This window comes from Bradyrhizobium sp. MI1.7, from assembly GCF_055811795.1.
Genome location: NZ_JBVVPO010000020.1, coordinates 82,717 through 98,737 on the forward strand (window position 1 = coordinate 82,717; position 16,021 = coordinate 98,737).

General features: G+C 63.1%; 22 protein-coding genes. 10 read left to right on the forward strand and 12 right to left on the reverse strand.

Translation table 11 applies throughout. From position 1 onward, the window contains the following. Positions 1–146: 146 nt before the first annotated feature. Positions 147–1,103 (reverse strand): alpha/beta fold hydrolase, encoded by a 957-nt coding sequence (locus tag AC0L3X_RS19905; RefSeq protein ID WP_063985639.1) that lies wholly within the window; start codon positions 1,101–1,103, stop codon positions 147–149. Positions 1,104–1,431: 328 nt separating this feature from the next. Between AC0L3X_RS19905 and AC0L3X_RS19910 the strand changes: the two genes are divergently transcribed. Continuing rightward, the gene (locus AC0L3X_RS19910; protein WP_063986707.1) at positions 1,432–1,614 is read left to right on the forward strand and encodes a hypothetical protein; all 183 of its coding nucleotides are present in this window, start codon (positions 1,432–1,434) and stop codon (positions 1,612–1,614) included. A 7-nt stretch (positions 1,615–1,621) separates the two neighbouring features. Here the strand turns inward: AC0L3X_RS19910 and AC0L3X_RS19915 are convergent, their stop codons facing one another. From AC0L3X_RS19915 to ykgO, 3 genes are all read right to left on the reverse strand, one after another. Next, positions 1,622–1,882, reverse strand: coding sequence for a hypothetical protein (locus tag AC0L3X_RS19915; RefSeq protein ID WP_063986708.1), 261 nt, complete (start codon positions 1,880–1,882; stop codon positions 1,622–1,624). Positions 1,883–2,006: 124 nt separating this feature from the next. After that, entirely contained in the window at positions 2,007–2,663 is a 657-nt protein-coding gene (locus tag AC0L3X_RS19920; RefSeq protein ID WP_094184308.1) for a tetratricopeptide repeat protein, read from the reverse strand. 107 nt (positions 2,664–2,770) lie between these two features. Beyond that, on the reverse strand, positions 2,771–2,896 hold the full coding sequence (ykgO, locus tag AC0L3X_RS19925; RefSeq protein ID WP_006611362.1) for a type B 50S ribosomal protein L36: 126 nt from the start codon (positions 2,894–2,896) through the stop codon (positions 2,771–2,773). Positions 2,897–3,225: 329 nt separating this feature from the next. On the opposite strand from ykgO, the gene AC0L3X_RS19930 reads away from it, so the two are divergent. Beyond that, positions 3,226–4,110 (forward strand): amidohydrolase family protein, encoded by an 885-nt coding sequence (locus tag AC0L3X_RS19930; RefSeq protein ID WP_354132198.1) that lies wholly within the window; start codon positions 3,226–3,228, stop codon positions 4,108–4,110. A gap of 98 nt (positions 4,111–4,208) precedes the next feature. On the opposite strand, the gene AC0L3X_RS19935 is transcribed toward AC0L3X_RS19930, so the two are convergent. The 3 genes from AC0L3X_RS19935 to AC0L3X_RS19945 are packed head-to-tail and all read right to left on the reverse strand — an operon-like array spanning position 4,209 to position 6,006. Next, positions 4,209–4,706: a GlcG/HbpS family heme-binding protein gene (locus AC0L3X_RS19935; RefSeq protein WP_063985640.1), complete on the reverse strand. Its 498-nt coding sequence runs from the start codon at positions 4,704–4,706 to the stop codon at positions 4,209–4,211. 38 nt (positions 4,707–4,744) lie between these two features. Continuing rightward, on the reverse strand, positions 4,745–5,395 hold the full coding sequence (locus AC0L3X_RS19940) for a hypothetical protein (protein WP_063985641.1): 651 nt from the start codon (positions 5,393–5,395) through the stop codon (positions 4,745–4,747). Between the two features lie 14 nt (positions 5,396–5,409). Next, complete coding sequence (locus AC0L3X_RS19945) at positions 5,410–6,006, reverse strand: superoxide dismutase (RefSeq protein WP_028147969.1); 597 nt, start codon at positions 6,004–6,006, stop codon at positions 5,410–5,412. A 533-nt stretch (positions 6,007–6,539) separates the two neighbouring features. Between AC0L3X_RS19945 and AC0L3X_RS19950 the strand changes: the two genes are divergently transcribed. The 3 genes from AC0L3X_RS19950 to AC0L3X_RS19960 all read left to right on the forward strand — a co-directional run bounded on the left by AC0L3X_RS19950 (position 6,540) and on the right by AC0L3X_RS19960 (position 8,840). Next, positions 6,540–7,271 carry a haloacid dehalogenase type II gene (locus tag AC0L3X_RS19950; RefSeq protein ID WP_231143641.1) on the forward strand — a complete coding sequence of 244 codons (732 nt, stop codon included), beginning with the start codon at positions 6,540–6,542 and terminating at the stop codon, positions 7,269–7,271. A gap of 41 nt (positions 7,272–7,312) precedes the next feature. Then, complete coding sequence (locus AC0L3X_RS19955) at positions 7,313–7,780, forward strand: YbaK/EbsC family protein (RefSeq protein ID WP_014491890.1); 468 nt, start codon at positions 7,313–7,315, stop codon at positions 7,778–7,780. 193 nt (positions 7,781–7,973) lie between these two features. Further along, on the forward strand, positions 7,974–8,840 hold the full coding sequence (locus AC0L3X_RS19960; protein ID WP_063986710.1) for an adenylate/guanylate cyclase domain-containing protein: 867 nt from the start codon (positions 7,974–7,976) through the stop codon (positions 8,838–8,840). Between the two features lie 72 nt (positions 8,841–8,912). Here the strand turns inward: AC0L3X_RS19960 and AC0L3X_RS19965 are convergent, their stop codons facing one another. Together AC0L3X_RS19965 and AC0L3X_RS19970 are read right to left on the reverse strand one after the other, a co-directional pair. Next, positions 8,913–9,266: a cysteine rich repeat-containing protein gene (locus AC0L3X_RS19965; protein WP_063985643.1), complete on the reverse strand. Its 354-nt coding sequence runs from the start codon at positions 9,264–9,266 to the stop codon at positions 8,913–8,915. 95 nt (positions 9,267–9,361) lie between these two features. Continuing rightward, positions 9,362–10,348, reverse strand: a complete 987-nt coding sequence (locus AC0L3X_RS19970) for a tripartite tricarboxylate transporter substrate binding protein (protein WP_063986711.1) — start codon at positions 10,346–10,348, stop codon at positions 9,362–9,364. A 150-nt stretch (positions 10,349–10,498) separates the two neighbouring features. Between AC0L3X_RS19970 and AC0L3X_RS19975 the strand changes: the two genes are divergently transcribed. Then, a complete protein-coding gene (locus AC0L3X_RS19975) occupies positions 10,499–10,756 on the forward strand; it encodes a hypothetical protein (RefSeq protein ID WP_063985644.1) in 258 nt (85 codons plus the stop codon). 128 nt (positions 10,757–10,884) lie between these two features. On the opposite strand, the gene AC0L3X_RS19980 is transcribed toward AC0L3X_RS19975, so the two are convergent. Beyond that, positions 10,885–11,406, reverse strand: coding sequence for an REP-associated tyrosine transposase (locus AC0L3X_RS19980; protein ID WP_063985645.1), 522 nt, complete (start codon positions 11,404–11,406; stop codon positions 10,885–10,887). A gap of 129 nt (positions 11,407–11,535) precedes the next feature. Continuing rightward, on the reverse strand, positions 11,536–12,474 hold the full coding sequence (locus tag AC0L3X_RS19985; RefSeq protein WP_028147962.1) for a LysR family transcriptional regulator: 939 nt from the start codon (positions 12,472–12,474) through the stop codon (positions 11,536–11,538). A 117-nt stretch (positions 12,475–12,591) separates the two neighbouring features. On the opposite strand from AC0L3X_RS19985, the gene AC0L3X_RS19990 reads away from it, so the two are divergent. The 4 genes from AC0L3X_RS19990 to AC0L3X_RS20005 all read left to right on the forward strand — a co-directional run bounded on the left by AC0L3X_RS19990 (position 12,592) and on the right by AC0L3X_RS20005 (position 15,119). Further along, positions 12,592–13,344, forward strand: a complete 753-nt coding sequence (locus tag AC0L3X_RS19990; RefSeq protein ID WP_473316705.1) for an SDR family NAD(P)-dependent oxidoreductase — start codon at positions 12,592–12,594, stop codon at positions 13,342–13,344. A gap of 50 nt (positions 13,345–13,394) precedes the next feature. Next, complete coding sequence (locus tag AC0L3X_RS19995) at positions 13,395–14,093, forward strand: pirin family protein (protein WP_028147960.1); 699 nt, start codon at positions 13,395–13,397, stop codon at positions 14,091–14,093. Between the two features lie 163 nt (positions 14,094–14,256). Then, a complete protein-coding gene (gene wrbA / locus AC0L3X_RS20000) occupies positions 14,257–14,856 on the forward strand; it encodes an NAD(P)H:quinone oxidoreductase (RefSeq protein WP_063985647.1) in 600 nt (199 codons plus the stop codon). Positions 14,857–14,900: 44 nt separating this feature from the next. Next, a complete protein-coding gene (locus tag AC0L3X_RS20005; protein ID WP_187388105.1) occupies positions 14,901–15,119 on the forward strand; it encodes a hypothetical protein in 219 nt (72 codons plus the stop codon). Between the two features lie 15 nt (positions 15,120–15,134). Here AC0L3X_RS20005 and AC0L3X_RS20010 read toward each other — a convergent pair whose 3' ends face one another. Continuing rightward, positions 15,135–16,019: a protein-L-isoaspartate O-methyltransferase family protein gene (locus AC0L3X_RS20010; RefSeq protein WP_063986712.1), complete on the reverse strand. Its 885-nt coding sequence runs from the start codon at positions 16,017–16,019 to the stop codon at positions 15,135–15,137. Positions 16,020–16,021 lie beyond the last annotated feature (2 nt).

Sequence of the window (16,021 nt, forward strand, 5' to 3'; positions counted from 1 at the left end):
CTACAAGTAGGGTAAAATCAAGCAGTACGCGCTTCAACGGCGGCCGCCCGAGCTTGGGTTCTGATTCAGTCACAACCTAAGCTCGGGCTTCTTGTTTTGACGCGTTTTCTTCACGCGAACCGGTATCCACTTCGCTCGAAAACGCTTTAATCGGCGGCCGCCTGCGCCGGGACGATTTTCCCGATCATCGTCTCGATCTCCGTCTTCACCAGATCCGGCACAGCGTTCTGCACCATGTGGCCGAGATCGGGCAGCACGATCAGCTTTGCACCCGGCACCATCGCGGCGAAGGGACGCGCGTGGATGCCGGTCTTCACCGTCTTGTCGGGCTCGCCGGCGATGATCGTGACCGGCGCCTTGATCTCGCCGTAACGCGCAGCCTGCGCCGTCACCGCTTCCTTCAGCGTCACCAAATCGTAGGCATTGGCGATGAACTCGCGCGGGCGCAGCAATAGCGGCGTCGCGGAGTCCTGCACGAAGCCATCCGGCATGGTCTGCGGCACGAAGACGCTGCGCGCGCCGGCCTCGGCAACGAAATACCCCATCGGCAGCGTGATGGTGTAGGCGAGCAGCGGGCCGATCACCGGCGTTGCGATGATCTCGTTGTAGCGGCCGACGCCGCCGCGCCAGGGATGGGTCACCGGCGCCAGCATGACGAGACCGGCGACGCGGCCGGGATGATCGAGCGCGATCCGCGCGCCGAGCGCACCGCTCCAGGAATGCACGACGAAGACCGCGCGATCGATCCCGAGCTTACGAAGCGCCTCGTCAATCATCCGGGCCTGGATCTGCGGCGTCGAATCCTGCCGCCGCATCCGCGTGCTCCAGCCGTGACCGGGACGGTCGATCAGGATGACGCGATGGTCTTTGGCCAGGAGGTCGCCGAGCGGACGCCGCATCGCTTCGAGATTGGAGCTCGCGCCGTGCAGCATCACGATCGGCACGCCTGAACCGCGCGGACCGATATCGACGACGTGAAGCACAGCGCCGTCGACCTCGACCATCCGGCCCTGAGGCGGAAAGGCGCGTTGCACGGCAAGGACGCCGGCCTGCGTGGCCAGCGCCAGCAGAACCAGCGCGGTCACGACTGACATCACGATCATGGAGAGAATCCGGGCGATCCATGGCACCTGGCAGTTACGAGACTAGCGGGCGGCAGTTTCGCTCCGTGGAACCCGGCGCTCCACTTGAAAAGCCGGGGCTGTGGATATGTGCATAATTCGAGTATGAAAAAAGTCAATAAAATCAATGGTATTCCCCACAGCGCGCAAGCCTCGGACCAGCTTCATGCAGTCGTCATCGCGGCTTCCATATAATCGCCACGGTCGGTTCCGCCATCTAGGCGCGGGTGGGCGCCGATCCTCCTCGCAAACTCCAAGGGGATGCGGGAAGGCCGGCAGGATGTGTCCTGATTTGAACCGGAGAATGTCGATGAGCTTCAGATCCAAAGACACTGCGATCGACGAGATCGTGGCGAGCTGCAACGGTGACCTGCGCGGTGCAGTGCGGGCACTGCTTCTGATCAACGAGCATCTCGAGACGGAGCTTGCAAAGGCTTACGCCGCGGCCGCCGATCACGGCCTTGTCGAGCGCGCCGGTAGCGTCCTGCACTAAGTGCAGGCTAGTTCGTTCCGTCCTCGTCCTTTTCCTCGTCGGGTGTGACCGCAGGGCAGGCGCGGATCGTCGAACGGGCAAGCTTGGCATCGGCCCTGGACGTGTAGGGACCGTCGCCGAACCAGATGTCGCCGATGATCACGGGATTGCTGGTTACGATGTTGCATTTGCCGGTGGCGCGATTGCCGACCACCCAGAACAAGCCGTCGGCGAGGCTCATCGAGCCCGACGCGAGCAGCAATACACCTGCAAAGATCAAACGCTTCATGGCCGTGCTCCTGCCATGCAGGTAGGCCTGCGCGCGCTTCAACAATACCCCTGAGAACACCGCACATGTGATCGTGGTTAATCCGCGCACGCCGCAATCACTCGGGAAATGATCAACTTGTCCGCTAGATGTCGCGGCCTTCGACCTTCTCGGTCAGCGCCTTGACCTGCTCGGGGATCTTCTCGAGGTGCGGATTGACGGCCAGCGCCTTGCGGTAGGCCTCAAGCGCACGTTTCTCGTCACCGACCTCCTGCATGATCATGCCGAGGCCTGCGAGCGCGCCGAAATGGCGCGGCTCCCGGATCAGCACCTCGCGGATGTCGGCAAGCGAGCGGCCGTAGTCATTCTGCATGTAGTAGAGCGTGGCGCGCCGGTTCCAGGCCTCGATGTAGTCGGGCCTGAGCTTGATGACCGAATCCAGCAGCTTGATCGCAATGTCGATCTTCTGCGCGTCGACCGCGGTCTTGGCCCGCGCCATCAACAGCGATGCGGTGTCGCTCGGGGTCTGGATCCAGATCGCCCAGATCCGTGCCTCCACATGCTTGGCGCTGGCCTCGTCCGGCGCGGCCTTCAGCGCGCCGAACAGGAAATCGAGATTCTTGCTGCGGTCGACCTTGGGCAGCTTGGCCGGCGCCTCCGGCAGCTTCTTCTGTTCCTTGCCGGGAGGGGCAGGCAGCTCTTTCTGCGCCAGGGCTGGCGTAAGGCCAGTGGCGCCCAGCACAAGGGCCAGACACAGGGTGCGCGCGAAAGGGAAGCTCACTGCCAAGAATCTCACTGCCATGGCCAAAGTCTAGACGCGCAAAGCCGCCCTTGCAAAGCAAAGGCGGCGTCAAACTCGTGTGAGCCGTGGTCTTGCGGGGCGCGCGCGAGGCGACCGCGAGGGCAATATCAGCCCTGGCGAGCCTTGAAGCGGCGCTGCACCTTGTTGATCACATAGACCCGGCCCTTGCGGCGGACCAGGCGGTTGGCGCGATGGCGACCGCGCAGCGATTTCAGCGAGTTACGGACCTTCATGGCAGAATCCTGAACGTTCGAAAGGCCGTGTTCGGCACTACCGTTTCGGCACGCGCGAATGTGGCAAAATGAGATCTTTCCCGCTGGCGGACCGACCGCCCGGGACGGGGCGGTTCTTAAGGCATGGGAGGACCGGATGTCAATGTTAACTGCCCGGTTCCGGACCAGCAAATTCTGGAAAACAACCCCATGCAAAGTAGAAAGCAAGTAGAAACGGCCGGATCGGCCCGATCTACGCATTTGTCGACTTGGGGCTTCGCTTCGACGACGTGCCTTGCCAAATTCGTTATATCATATAATCAATTCGACAACCCGTCGGGAGGAAACCAATGCCGAAGCTGAAGCTGCCCAACATCGACGATGTCGTCGCCATCGACATCCACACCCACGCCGAGGAGCCCTGCGGCACCCATCCCGACGACGGCTATGACGACTTCCAGGCGCAGATGGCGGACTATTTCAAGTCGCCGCACAAGCATCCGCCGACCGTGCCGGAGACCGCGGCCTACTATCGCTCCAAGAACATCGCAGCCGTGATCTTCCCTGTCGATGCCGAGCGCGAGGCCGGCTTCCGCCGCTACAAAAATGAGGAGATGCTGGAGATCGCCTCCGACCATCTCGACGTCCTCATCCCCTTCGTCTCGATCGACCCGCACAAGGGCAAGCTCGGCGTGCGCGAGGCGCGCAAGCTGATCGAGGAATACGGCGTCCGCGGGTTCAAATTCCATCCGACCATGCAGGGCTTCTACGCCAACGACCGCATGGCCTATCCGCTCTACGAAGAGATCAACAATGGCGGCGCGATCGCGCTGTTCCACACCGGCCAGACCGGTGTCGGCTCCGGCATGCCCGGCGGCATGGGCATGCGGCTGAAATATTCCAACCCGATGTACATGGACGACGTCGCGGCTGACTTCCCCGACCTCAAGATCATCCTCGCCCACCCCTCCTTCCCCTGGCAGGAGGAAGCGCTCTCGGTCGCGACTCACAAGCCGAACGTCTACATCGACCTCTCGGGCTGGTCGCCAAAGTATTTCCCGCCGATCCTGGTGCGCTACATCAACTCGATCCTTCAGGACAAGATGCTGTTCGGCTCGGACTGGCCGGTGATCACGCCGGACCGTTGGCTGTCGGACTTCGCAAAAATCGAGATCCGCGACGAGATCCGGCCGAAGGTGCTGAAGGCCAACGCGCGCAGGCTGCTGGGGATCTAGCCGCGTACTCATCGCCACGGCGCATTGAGGGCTTCGACCGGTTGCCGAAGCCCTCACGCTCAGGCGCTCGAGGCCTCGCTGAGGCGGGCAAGGCGGCCCTAAAACTCCAGCTTGTCGCGTATGGCGTCGATTCCGGCCCTGGCGCAGGCTTCGTCAGCATCACCGCCGGGCGCCCCAGACACACCGACGGCTCCGACCAGCGAACCGCCCGCTTCGACAATCAATCCGCCACCTATAATGACCGTGCCGGGGAGATTGCGGATACCGGCCTGCATCATGCCAGGTTGGCTGACGGCATTCAGTTCGGTGGTGCTGGTACGGAATGTTGCTGCGGTCCACGCCTTGCCCGAGGCCGTTGAAACGGTGTGAGCACCTGCGAACCTGTCACGAAGGATCACCTGTGTCCCCCCGAAGCGATCGACGACCGCGACGGCGACCTGGTACCCGCGTGATCGGCAATCGGCAAGCGATGCCCGGGCCAGATCAAGCGCCAGCTCAGGACTCAGGGATTTGTAGGTCGCGAGCGGCTCCTGCGCCGTTGCCGGGTGCGCGAGCATCAACAGGACGGTGGCCGCAAGCAGGGTTCGAGCGAGCATGGTTTCTCCGACGTGAGCGGGTCGACGCCGATGTTAACCTAGTTCAGCGCACCGTATGTCAGGTCGTCGAATACGGTGACACTGTCGGCCTTGGTCCACAAGCCGATCATGCCGGCGTCCCTGATCGATTCGTCCTCCACCTCGAACATCGGCTTGCCGTCATACGTCACCTTGAATAGCTTTCCCGCGAATTCGCAACGTAGGGAATGCCATTGACCTGACGGCACCGATACCTTGACGCCATAGCCGCCTTTCCGGCCGACAATATCGAGCGCGCTGCGAACACCCTTGATCGTCTTGTAGAGCACAACATTGTCTTCAAGCGCGTTGGCCCGCACGACATAGTAATTGTCGGCATCCTTTGCGCGCCAGACAATACCGGCCGCACGATCCTCGGAGCCTGCGATCGCCTTGAACTTGACCTCGACAAACCCGTCCAGGATGCTGGTACCGTTCCTGAGCGCCACTGGAAACGTCGCCTGACCGGATTGTTTCAGGACGTTCGGCTTGCTTGGCGCCGTCGACTCCACCTCGACCGTCCATTTGGGCTGGCCACGACCCGTCATCGTCAGAGTCCAGCCTTCGGGCGCTGCGCCGGTTGCTGCGTTGTCAAAATTTACAGTTTCTGCCATCGCGTTTCCTCCCACCAACAATAGGAACAACGCCGCCCCCAAGAGCGCTACGCTCATTTTTTGCACGACGTCTAAGCTTCCCGCCTGTATTGATCGTACAGTGTTGCAGCGTTGTCCCACTTGATCGCTTCCATGTAGATGTCGACATACTTCGCGGCCGCCGCGCCATAATCCATATGATAGGCGTGCTCATACATGTCGAGCACCAGCACGGGGCGTCCGCCGGCCAGCGTCGTCGTGTGGTCGGCGGCCCACTGATTGACCAGCCGCTTGTCGCGCGGTGAGTAGGAAAGAATCACCCAGCCGGAGCCGCCGCCTTCGGCCTTGCCCATGGCGGAGAACTCCGCGCGCCACCGCTCCATGCTGCCGAAGTCGCGCGCGATCGCGTCGGCAAGTGGTGTGCTCGGCTTGCCGGCACCGCCGAGCCCGTCGAAATAGATTTCGTGGAGGATCATCGAGTTTGACGCGACGAGTTCCTCGCGCTTCAGGCCGTTGATGACGAAGTTCGGAGCTTTCGCGAAGTCGAGCTCGGCGAGTTGCGTTCCGATCGCGTTGAGTCGCTTTACGGCACCGACATAGTTGTTCTCGTAGTGGCTGACGAGCACCTTCTCCGAGATGCCGGCAATGGATTTCGGATCGAACGGCATCGGCTTGGGCTGGTATGTCATTGGCCTGGCTCCTGTTGGCTGATTGGCTTGCGCAAGGGCTTGCGTCCCCGCGAGTATTGCGGTCGATGCCGCGGCGGCCCCCACGCCCCTGATGAAGTCTCGGCGGTCGGTATTCGTCGTCATGGAGTCCTCCACGTCATCGTCGTCCCCGACTTGCCCCGTGTGCTCGCTAGCTCTTGGTGCTCGCCGTCTTGTCGAGTGCGCAAATAGACCGCGCGGTCCTTGTCGATACGGACATCGACGAGGGTCGGCGCGCTGGCGGCGCCAATTGACGGGACAATTTCTCTGATGAGATCGAGATGAAAGAAGACATGCGGCGTCCTTGGTGACCAGGACGCGATACTTGGGCATGTCGCCTCGCGGGGAGATCGCAAATCCCCGTACCCTGAATTAAACGCCTGCCGGCGGCAGTGTCAATCTGCTGCGCGAGGTCGACGGGGTGACGATTGTTTGAAGAAGGTTCCGACCTTGTCGAGTACCGGGCCGTTTCGGTATTGTCCGTGCGCCACCGCAAAGTCCCAAAGGAGCGAGCCATGAGCATCAAGGCCGTCGTCTTCGACGCTTACGGAACGCTGTACGACATCCAGTCGGTCGCAGAGATCACCGAGGATGCTTTTCCGGGTTATGGCGAGATCATCACGCAGGTCTGGCGGATCAAGCAGCTCGAATACACCTGGTTGCGCTCGCTGATGCGGCGCTACCAGGATTTTGCCGCCGTCACGCGCGACTCGCTCGCCTATACGCTGCGCCTGCTCGGGCTCGCCTACGAAGGCGAAGCGTTCGAGCGGGTGATCGAGAAATACCTGGATCTCGATCTCTACCCCGATGCAGCCGCCGCGCTTGCCGCGCTGAAGCCGCGAAAGCTCGCCATCCTCTCGAATGGCAGTCCGGACATGCTGAATGCGCTCGTGCGCAATTCCGGGCTCGACCGTCTGCTCGACGCTACCATCAGCGTGGATGCAAAGAAGGTCTTCAAGCCATCTCCAGAGGCCTACACGCTGATCGGCGAGACGTTCGGCACCAAGCCGGATGAGGTTCTGTTCGTCTCGTCCAATCCCTGGGATGTCGCCGGCGCGAAGTCGTTCGGGCTGAACGTCGCCTGGATCGAACGCGTGACGCCCGAGGCGATGGCGCTGGCTTGCGTCGAGAACGAACTCGTGGCACCGCTGACGATGTATAAGGCGATCCGGACCCAGATGGACGAGCTAGGGTTCGCGCCGGATCATCGTGTCCGCGCGCTCTCGGAACTGCCAACGATCGCCTAAGCATCGCCGCCCGCCCATGAGTCTGGAATGAGCTGTTTGGAATGAGCCTTCAATCCGTTCGCGCCTTCTTCGCCGAGAAAGCCCCCGACATCTCCGTCATCGAATCCCCGATCAGCTCGGCCACGGTGCCGCTGGCCGCCGAAGCCTATGGCGTCGAGCCCGGCCGGATCGCCAAGACCCTGTCGTTGCGCATCGGCGAGCGTGTGATCCTGATCGTTGCCGCCGGCACCTCGCGCATGGACAACAAGAAGGTCAAGGCTGCGTTCGGCGGCAAGCCGAAGATGCTGGGGCTGGAGGAGGTTGCCGAGATCACCGGCCACGAGGTCGGCGGCGTCTGCCCGTTCGGACTGAAGTCACCGCTGCCGATTTATTGCGATGTGTCGCTGAAGGCGTTCGACGTGGTGGTGCCGGCCGCAGGCTCGACCCACAGCGCCGTGCGCATCACACCCGAGCGGATGGCGGAGCTCACCGCGGCCGAATGGGTCGACGTCTGCGAGCACAGGCCTTAAGGCGGCTCCGGCCTGTCCTCGTGAACCACGGCGCGGAGGCAGACCTCACGCCAGGTCGGTTTTGGCACCTGGCTGGCTGCATTCGTTGCACGGGTATGACGGTTTCGGGACTGGACGACCGGTCGTTGAGCCGCGATGGGGCCAGATGCGATGCCTGATGCAATTGCCGGTCAGGGAGGCTACCATATGGACCATGACCGACGACAAGGTGAAACGACGATTGACCACCGTCCTGTGCGCTGACGTGCAGGGCTATTCTCGCCTCATGGAGGCAGACGAGACCGGAACGTTGGAGACGCTGCGCCGCTACCGCACTGCCTTTGCGGGACTGGTGGAGCGTCATGACGGCCGGATCGTGAATACCTGGGGCGATGCTGTGATCGCCGAGTTCGCCAGCGTCGTCGAGGCCGTGCAATGTGCGGTCGAAATTCAGCAGGAAATTTCCAACCAGGATTCGGACCCACCTCACGCGAACCCGATGCGGTTTCGCATCGGCATTAACCTCGGCGATGTGATGGTGGACGGGTCCGACATCTACGGCGACGGAGTCAATATCGCGTCGCGGCTGCAAGAGCTCGCCGAACCCGGCGGCGTTGTGATCTCAAGCTCCGTCTACGATCAGGTGCACAACAAATTGTCCGTTGGCTTCGACTGTCTCGGCCAGCGACCAATGAAGAACGTTGCTCCCATGACCAGCTATCGCGTGGCCATGAGCGGCCAAAGCGCTGGGCGACGGAGCTTCCCGGTTGACGAAAGCCTCCCTTCCCAGGGGCGGGCAGTTGCAGATTCGGAAACTGGCGCGCGATGGATTGACAGCAGGCACGAGCCATCCACCTGGATGGGCTTCGTCTCGGATTGGCTGGCGAAGCTGCCCCGCCCGGTTGCAGTGGCCCTCACGGTTTCGGGCTTTCTGATTCTGATCAACGTTTTCACCGGCATGCACAAGATCTGGTTCCATTGGCCAGTCGCAGCATTGCTCTTCGGTGCCCTCTTGCGGACAGCGCTCCGGCAGCGACCCGAGCCGAACAGCAAGCGGGAGCGCCAAACGAGTCGGGAGTGAGACGGTCGCTTCAGGTTATGACTTGAGCATGACCTCTTCGGAAAATCGCATCACACTTTTCCGGATCATGCTCTAGTCGTTGTCATCATCATAGGGACGTGGTGGCGCGGCGACAGGCGGCGGCGCATTGTTGTAGCGCGGCGGCGGCACAGACCGGCCGCGCGGGACCGGCTGCTGCGGCTGGGCCTGGTTGTTCGACTGGAACACCGCCCGGCATGCGCTCGAAAGTTGCGGCGTGTTCTGCTGCAGGCAGGCCACAATGCGGTTCGTATCCGGAATCTGGTCGCTGCACAGGCGCCAGACATCCGGCGTGCACGCCATCTGCTGTTCCATTGTGCCGCGATAGTCCTGGGCTGACGCCGCGCCCTGCGCGACGATGCCGCTGACTGCAAGCGCCAGACCCAGCGCAATCCGCTCTGTTCGCATATCCCGATCCTTCTCGATTCCCTTGATTTGTCTTCAATCAATGAGACGCGGTCAGGTTCTGAACCAACAAAAAAATGTGAAAATGCGGCGGGAACCTATTCCACCTTGCCGATCTTCTTCACCGCCGCGATCAGCCGCGCGCTGTCCGTCGCCACGAATTGCGAGAATGCCGGCGCGTCCTGATAGGCGGCCAGACTGCCCGAGGCCTCGAAGCTCCTGAGCACATCCGGACTCGTCATCACCTTCGCCATCGCTTCGCGCAGGCGGCTCGCGACCGGCGCAGGAAGAGCGCTCTGTGCAAAGAGCCCGGCCCAGATGTACATCTCGACGTCCTTGTAGCCGAGCTCCTGAAAGGTCGGAACGTCGGGGAAGCTCGCGATGCGCTGTGCGCCGCAATTGCCGAGCACGCGCAGCTTGCCGTCGTCGACCTGCGGCTTCAAGGTACCGGGCGCGGCTGCTATCGCCTGCACGGTGCCGCTGAGCAGCGCGGTCAGCGCCGGGCCCGCGCCGCGGAACGGAACATGCAGCAATTTGATGTCGGCGCTGCTCGCGAACATCTCCATCGCGACATGCAGCGTCCCGTAAGGACCGGACGAGCCGTAAGTGATCTGGCCCGGCCGCTTCTTCGCATCCTCGACGAAATCCTGCGCCGTCTTCCACGGCGCCGAGGCCGGCACCGCGAGCAGCGTGGGATCGGCGAGGACGCGCGCGATCGGCATGAACTGCGAGACTTCGTAGGCAACGGGTCGGTCGAACAGACGGTCGGCCTCGGGAAGCACCGCGAGCGAGGACAGCGTCATCAGCAGCGTGTAGCCGTCGGGCTCTGCGCGCGCCGCCGCGGCATTGCCGACCGATCCGCCGGCGCCACCGGCGCGGTTGTCGACGATGACGGGCTTGCCGAGGATCCGCTCCAGCGCCATCGCGACGGGGCGCGCCGCGAGATCGGCCTGGCCGCCGGCCGGAAACGGCACGATCATGGTGATGTTGCGCACCGGATAGGCTTGCGCGAAGGCCTTGTCAGGTAAAGCAGCCCGCAACAACGGCAATGCCGCAGCGGCGCGCAAGAGATCGCGTCGATCCATCATAGTCCCCTCGCCCCCGATTATCTTTGTTTCGCTGGCAGCCTAACCGGCCGAGCGGCAAGAACAAGGCGTTTACGAAGTATTGACCATGTTCGGTCCGGCCCGGAACGCTTCCGTGAACCCGCTGTTGCCCTCTTGAGGGAGTGAGTGATGCGGAATCTTGCGACCATCGACGTCGCCCTGGACGAGATGCTGGTGAATCTCGCAGCGATCGTCTTGCGGCTTTCAAAGCCCGAATTGACGCGAACGCCGGAAGCGCGGCGCGCCCTGGCGCAATCGGTCCATCAATACACCGCCTGCGCGGCGCGCTCGAACGACCCGCGTGTTCATGAACTGAAGTCGCAGCTGGAGGAGACGCTGAAGCCAGCCTTGCGCATTGTCGCGATCAACGGCGTGAAGGTGTCGTGATCGGAAGTCGTAATCTGAAATGGTGGGCACGCTTCGCTTTGCCCACCCTACGATAGTTGTGCGGAGGATCGACGAGCGAGATCTCGTAGGGTGGGCAAAGGCGCGCTCTTCGCGCGCCGTGCCCACCATCATTCTCCGAACTGCCCCGCGATATCCCGCATATCCCCTCCCCAATCCACGGGGAGAGTGCCTTGGTCGACGTAGCGATGGAAGCTGCTGAGCGACCAATCGCGCACACGCGTGACGAGGCCATGCTTCACTGGATTGAAGTGGATGTAATCGACGTGGCGCTCCAAGTCCGCGTCGTCTCGAATCGCGTGCTCCCAGTAGCGGCGCTGCCAAATTCCCTTCTCGCGCTTGAGTGACTTGCTTGCCGAGCGCTCCTGCGCTTCCAATCCTCGCGAGAAACCGCCCTTGATCAAATTCCAACGCGACGAAAAGTCGGAATCATTCTTCGGGAGCGACCAAATGGCATGGAGATGGTCGGGCAGGATACAGATCGCGACGGTCTCGAACGGTCGGCGCTGCTGAACGGTTTGGTAAATTCGTCTTAGGCGATCAACATGATCCGCGAGCAGAGTGCTTGAACGATCGGCGAGCACGACCGTAAAGAAGAATGTGCTGCCTTGTGTGCGCCGATATCGAGACATCTGCGATCCCATCAGGCAAAGGCGTGGGCACGCTTCGCTTTGCCCACCCTACGATAGCCGTTTGCAGGATAGACTAGCGAGATCACGTAGGGTGGGCAAAGGCGCAACGCGCCGTGCCCACCAAGGGATCTACCCCGCTTTGTTGACACCTTTCTTCGGCCGCCGCTTGCACGTGCCCGGCAGCTTCGCCGCGAGAAAATCGCCGAGCGCCTCGACGCGTGCGGGGCGCGGGCCGCCGGGTGGCGTGACCAGATGCACGGCGCCTTCGGCCTGCTTCCAGTCTTTCAGGATCACCTCGACTTCGCCGGACGAAATCGCCTCGCCGACGATGAACTCGGGCAGCTCGGCGATGCCGAGACCGGCGATCAGCGCCGGCATCACCGCTTCACCGTTGTTGACGCGAAGCTGTCCGCCCGGACGGACGCTGGCCTGCTCGCCTGCCGAATTGGTGTAGTTCCAGACATTGGGCGTGGAGAGATAGGCGTAGCTGAAGCATTTGTGTTCGGCGAGATGCATCGGATGCGTCGGCCGGCCATGTTTCTTGAGGTAGGACGGCGCCGCCACCGTGAAGCGCGGCATGGTGAAGAGCCGCCGTGCGATCAGCGAAGAGTCCGGCAGCCGCGCGATCCGCACCGCCATGTCAAAACCCTCGCCGATCAGATCGATCGTCGCATCGCTCAGATGCAGATCGACCGAGACCTCCGGATAGGTTTCGAAGAACTCCGGCAGCAACGGCGCCACCGCCTTGATCCCGAACGTCATGGGCACAGCGAGCCGGACCAGGCCGCGCGGCGCCACCGATTGCGCCAGCGCCTCGTTCTCGGCCGCCTCGCCGTCGACGAGCAGGCGCGTGGCGCGTTCGGCGAGCTTGTGCCCGGCATCGGTCAGCGCCAGCCGCCGCGAGGTGCGGTTGAACAGCCGGGCACCGAGTCGTTCCTCCAGCCGCGTGACCGCCTTGGACACCGTTGCCTTGGACATCGCGAGCTCGCTCGCGGCCCCCGCAAACGACCGTAATTCCACGACTTTTGCGAAAATCGCGAGCGCCTCGAAATCGGGGAGTTTTGCCATGTGCGCCGGTCCAATTGGGGTATTTCAGGAAACAATGCGTTTCAACAGTTTCTATTTCTATACCACAGACGGAGGCTTATCCAAGGGTCATCAGACATTCAGGAATGGAGAAATCCAATGACCAAGAAGCTCTCAGGCAAGGTTGCCCTCGTCACCGGCGGCTCGCGCGGCATCGGCGCGGCCTCGGCCCGCGCTCTCGCCGATGAAGGCGCGGATGTCGCCATCAGCTATGTCGCCTCGCCGGAAAAGGCCGAGGCGGTCGTTACCGAGCTCAAGGCCCGCGGCGTCAAGGCGCGCGCTTTCAAGGCAGACCAAGCCTCGGCCAAGGACGTGACGCAGCTCGTCAACGACGTCACCAAGGAATTCGGCCATCTCGACATCCTCGTCAACAATGCCGGCGTTGCCGCGGGCGGAGCTATCGATGATGCGAAGGCTGACACGGCCGCGCTTGAGCGGCAGGATTCCATCAACGTACACGGCGTGATCGCGGCGATCCGCGCTGCTTCGCAATTGATGGGCGAAGGCGGCCGCATCGTCACCGTCGGCTCCATGCTCGCCGACCGCGCCTCGTTCCCGGGGCTTGCCGACTACGTCGCCACCAAGGCGGCCGTCGTCGGCTACACCAAGGGCGCGGCACGCGACCTCGGCCCGCGCGGCATCACCGTGAACGTGGTGCAGCCCGGCTCGATCGACACCGACATGAACCCGAAGGACGGCGGCGAGTTCGCCGAGACGCAGCGCAAGCAGCACGCGCTGCAGCGCTTCGGCCGCCCCGAGGAAGTCGCCGCCGGCGTCGTGTTCCTCGCAAGCCCGGAAGCCTCCTTCGTCACCGGCACAGTGCTCAACGTCGACGGCGGGTTCGGCGCCTGATCAAGGCGCCACCCGTTCAACCCAAAGGATCACACAAAGGAATTACGCAGATGATCGAACTCAGACCTTTCGCAAAGCTCGGCGGCGCCGATCACGGCTGGCTCAAGGCCAAGCACCATTTCTCCTTCGCCAGCCACTACGACCCAAACAACATGGGTCATGGCGCCCTGCGGGTGTGGAACGACGACGAGATCGCGCCGAACACCGGCTTTCCCGCCCATCCTCACGCCAACATGGAAATCATTACCTATGTGCGCGAAGGCGCGATCACCCATCAGGACAGCCTCGGCAACGAGGGCCGCACCGAAGCGGGCGACGTGCAGGTGATGAGCGCGGGCAGCGGTGTCCGCCACTCCGAGTACAATCTGGAGCCGACCAAGACCCGCATCTTCCAGATCTGGATCGAGCCTGTGGCGCGCGGGGGCCAGCCGACCTGGGGCTCGAAGCCGTTTCCGAAGGCGGACCGTTCCGGCAAGCTCGTCACCATCGCCAGCGGCGACGAGAACGACAAGGACGCCTTGCCGATCCGCGCCGACGCGCGGGTGCTGGCGACCACGCTCAAGGCCGGCGAAACGGCTGAGTATTCAGCTCAGAAGTCGCGCCACCTTTATCTCGTGCCAGCGGCAGGCGCGGTCGAAATCAACGGCGTGCGCGTCAATGCCCGCGACGGCGCCGCGATCCGCGACGAGGACAGGCTGAAGATCACGGCTCTGGAAGATTCCGAGCTCGTGCTCGTCGACGCGGCTTAAGCGCTATCCGTCATGGCCGGGCTTGTCCCGGCCATCCACGCCCCACCATGGGCGCACAAGAACGTGGATGCCCGGGACATCTAGCGCGAAGACGCGCTTCGCGCTTCTGCCCGGACATGACGTCCCCCACAAACAGTCAACATCGATCCCAACGGAGACCACCATGACCAAAGTTCTCGTCCTCTATTATTCCGCCTATGGCCACATCGAAGCGATGGCCCATGCCGTCGCCGAAGGCGCGCGCGAGGCCGGCGCCACCGTCGACATCAAGCGCGTGCCTGAGCTGGTGCCGGCCGAGGTCGCCAAGGCCTCGTACTACAAGGTCGACCAGGCTGCGCCCGTCGCCAAGATCGAGGACCTCGCCAATTACGATGCGATCATCGTCGGCACCGGCACCCGCTTCGGCCGCATGGCCTCGCAGATGGCGAACTTCTTGGACCAGGCCGGCGGGCTCTGGGCCAAGGGCGCGCTGCACGGCAAGGTCGGTGGCGCCTTCACCGCGAGCGCGACCCAGCATGGCGGCCAGGAGACGACGCTGTTCTCGATCATCACCAACCTCTTGCATTTCGGCATGGTCGTGGTCGGTCTGAACTATGGCTTTGCCGGCCAGATGAAGCTCGACGAGGTCACCGGCGGCGCCCCCTACGGCGCCACCACGATCACCGGCGGTGACGGCAGCCGCCAGCCCAGCGCCAACGAGCTCGCCGGCGCGCGCTATCAGGGCCGCCAGATCGCGGAGACCGCCAAGAAACTTCATGGCTGAACTTCATGGCTGAGCGCAGTTAGGCTTTATGCACGAACGACTGCATGGCTGATGCGACGCGGGCGGCGTTCTCATTCGGGAACGCCGCCCCATTTACGTGGTCGGGATATTTGACCAAAGCGATACGAATGGCTTTCGAACTCTTGTTGATCGCGCAGATGATCCGCAGGCCTGCGCAAGCATTGGCGCGGCGCTGGTATTGCCGCAGCCTGTTCCGCGCCTCGCGCGGCCGGTTGCATTGCGCCGGGTGCGCGAAATCGTAAGGCGCGAGCGGTCCGTCACGCCTGCGTGAGGTCGGCGTGGGGCTTGATTGAATCCGTCGGAACGGGTGCTGCAGCCGTCGAAAGCCACCAGCCCTCACCGGCAAACCAGCACGTCTCGTCCGGAGCGCCGCCTCTGCGCAGCGACTGTACGCTCTCCCATCCTTTCGCGAACGCCTCGGCCAATCGCCGGCCGGCATCCGCGTCCTGCAGTCCCGCGCAGCCGATGAACTGGGCTCGACTCAGGAATTTCGCCGGCCAGACCGTGCCCTCGTCCGGGCGCGTGATCATCAACATGCCACCGAGCATGCCCTCCGGCGCCAACGGAAACACCAGCCGGCCGCCGGGCCGCAGCGCATCGAGCCATTCCGTGGCCGGCTGCGCCGCACCCGCACAGACATAGATCACATCCGCTCCCGGTAAATCGGACGCGATGCCCGAGCGATCTTCCAGCTCGACATGCGGGATGTCCTTCAGATTTTCGCGCGCGAGCGCCGCCAGGCCTTCGTCGATCTCATAGGCATGGACACGGCCCGAAGGTCCCGTGAGCTCGGCGAGAAGGGCCGTGTAGTAGCCGCTGCCCGCACCGATCTGGATCACCGTCTCGCCTTCCCGCACACCGCAGCCGCTGAGCCAATAGGCGTGCGCGCCCGGCATCCCGATATTGAGGCCGCGCGCCGGATCCAGCGCCAGAAGCGTGTTCTGATAGAGGAAGGCGGGATCATCGTCGGGCGTCACGACATAGGGATGGCCACCGACGGAGATCGACCACGGTCCGGGTCCGGCGAAGGGTTCGCGCCTGACCGTGCTAAAGGCCTGCTCGATACGGGGATCCGTCGTCTTGGCCGCAGCGCAGATCAACTGCGCATAGAATGCGCGATATTTCGCCGAACGATCTTCCATGT

Bases quoted from the DNA above. Each gene is read 5' to 3' on its own strand.
- AC0L3X_RS19960 (WP_063986710.1), top strand. From the start codon at position 7,974: ATGACCGACGACAAGGTGAAACGACGATTGACCACCGTCCTGTGCGCT.
- AC0L3X_RS19905 (WP_063985639.1), bottom strand. From the start codon at position 1,103: ATGATCGTGATGTCAGTCGTGACCGCGCTGGTTCTGCTGGCGCTGGCC.
- wrbA (WP_063985647.1), top strand. From the start codon at position 14,257: ATGACCAAAGTTCTCGTCCTCTATTATTCCGCCTATGGCCACATCGAA.
- AC0L3X_RS20005 (WP_187388105.1), top strand. From the start codon at position 14,901: ATGGCTGATGCGACGCGGGCGGCGTTCTCATTCGGGAACGCCGCCCCA.
- AC0L3X_RS19935 (WP_063985640.1), bottom strand. From the start codon at position 4,706: ATGCTCGCTCGAACCCTGCTTGCGGCCACCGTCCTGTTGATGCTCGCG.
- AC0L3X_RS19945 (WP_028147969.1), bottom strand. From the start codon at position 6,006: ATGACATACCAGCCCAAGCCGATGCCGTTCGATCCGAAATCCATTGCC.
- AC0L3X_RS19975 (WP_063985644.1), top strand. From the start codon at position 10,499: ATGCGGAATCTTGCGACCATCGACGTCGCCCTGGACGAGATGCTGGTG.
- AC0L3X_RS19955 (WP_014491890.1), top strand. From the start codon at position 7,313: ATGAGCCTTCAATCCGTTCGCGCCTTCTTCGCCGAGAAAGCCCCCGAC.
- AC0L3X_RS19990 (WP_473316705.1), top strand. From the start codon at position 12,592: ATGACCAAGAAGCTCTCAGGCAAGGTTGCCCTCGTCACCGGCGGCTCG.
- AC0L3X_RS19965 (WP_063985643.1), bottom strand. From the start codon at position 9,266: ATGCGAACAGAGCGGATTGCGCTGGGTCTGGCGCTTGCAGTCAGCGGC.
- ykgO (WP_006611362.1), bottom strand. From the start codon at position 2,896: ATGAAGGTCCGTAACTCGCTGAAATCGCTGCGCGGTCGCCATCGCGCC.
- AC0L3X_RS19930 (WP_354132198.1), top strand. From the start codon at position 3,226: ATGCCGAAGCTGAAGCTGCCCAACATCGACGATGTCGTCGCCATCGAC.
- AC0L3X_RS19985 (WP_028147962.1), bottom strand. From the start codon at position 12,474: ATGGCAAAACTCCCCGATTTCGAGGCGCTCGCGATTTTCGCAAAAGTC.
- AC0L3X_RS19970 (WP_063986711.1), bottom strand. From the start codon at position 10,348: ATGGATCGACGCGATCTCTTGCGCGCCGCTGCGGCATTGCCGTTGTTG.
- AC0L3X_RS19920 (WP_094184308.1), bottom strand. From the start codon at position 2,663: ATGGCAGTGAGATTCTTGGCAGTGAGCTTCCCTTTCGCGCGCACCCTG.
- AC0L3X_RS19980 (WP_063985645.1), bottom strand. From the start codon at position 11,406: ATGTCTCGATATCGGCGCACACAAGGCAGCACATTCTTCTTTACGGTC.
- AC0L3X_RS19950 (WP_231143641.1), top strand. From the start codon at position 6,540: ATGAGCATCAAGGCCGTCGTCTTCGACGCTTACGGAACGCTGTACGAC.
- AC0L3X_RS19915 (WP_063986708.1), bottom strand. From the start codon at position 1,882: ATGAAGCGTTTGATCTTTGCAGGTGTATTGCTGCTCGCGTCGGGCTCG.
- AC0L3X_RS20010 (WP_063986712.1), bottom strand. From the start codon at position 16,019: ATGGAAGATCGTTCGGCGAAATATCGCGCATTCTATGCGCAGTTGATC.
- AC0L3X_RS19940 (WP_063985641.1), bottom strand. From the start codon at position 5,395: ATGAGCGTAGCGCTCTTGGGGGCGGCGTTGTTCCTATTGTTGGTGGGA.
- AC0L3X_RS19910 (WP_063986707.1), top strand. From the start codon at position 1,432: ATGAGCTTCAGATCCAAAGACACTGCGATCGACGAGATCGTGGCGAGC.
- AC0L3X_RS19995 (WP_028147960.1), top strand. From the start codon at position 13,395: ATGATCGAACTCAGACCTTTCGCAAAGCTCGGCGGCGCCGATCACGGC.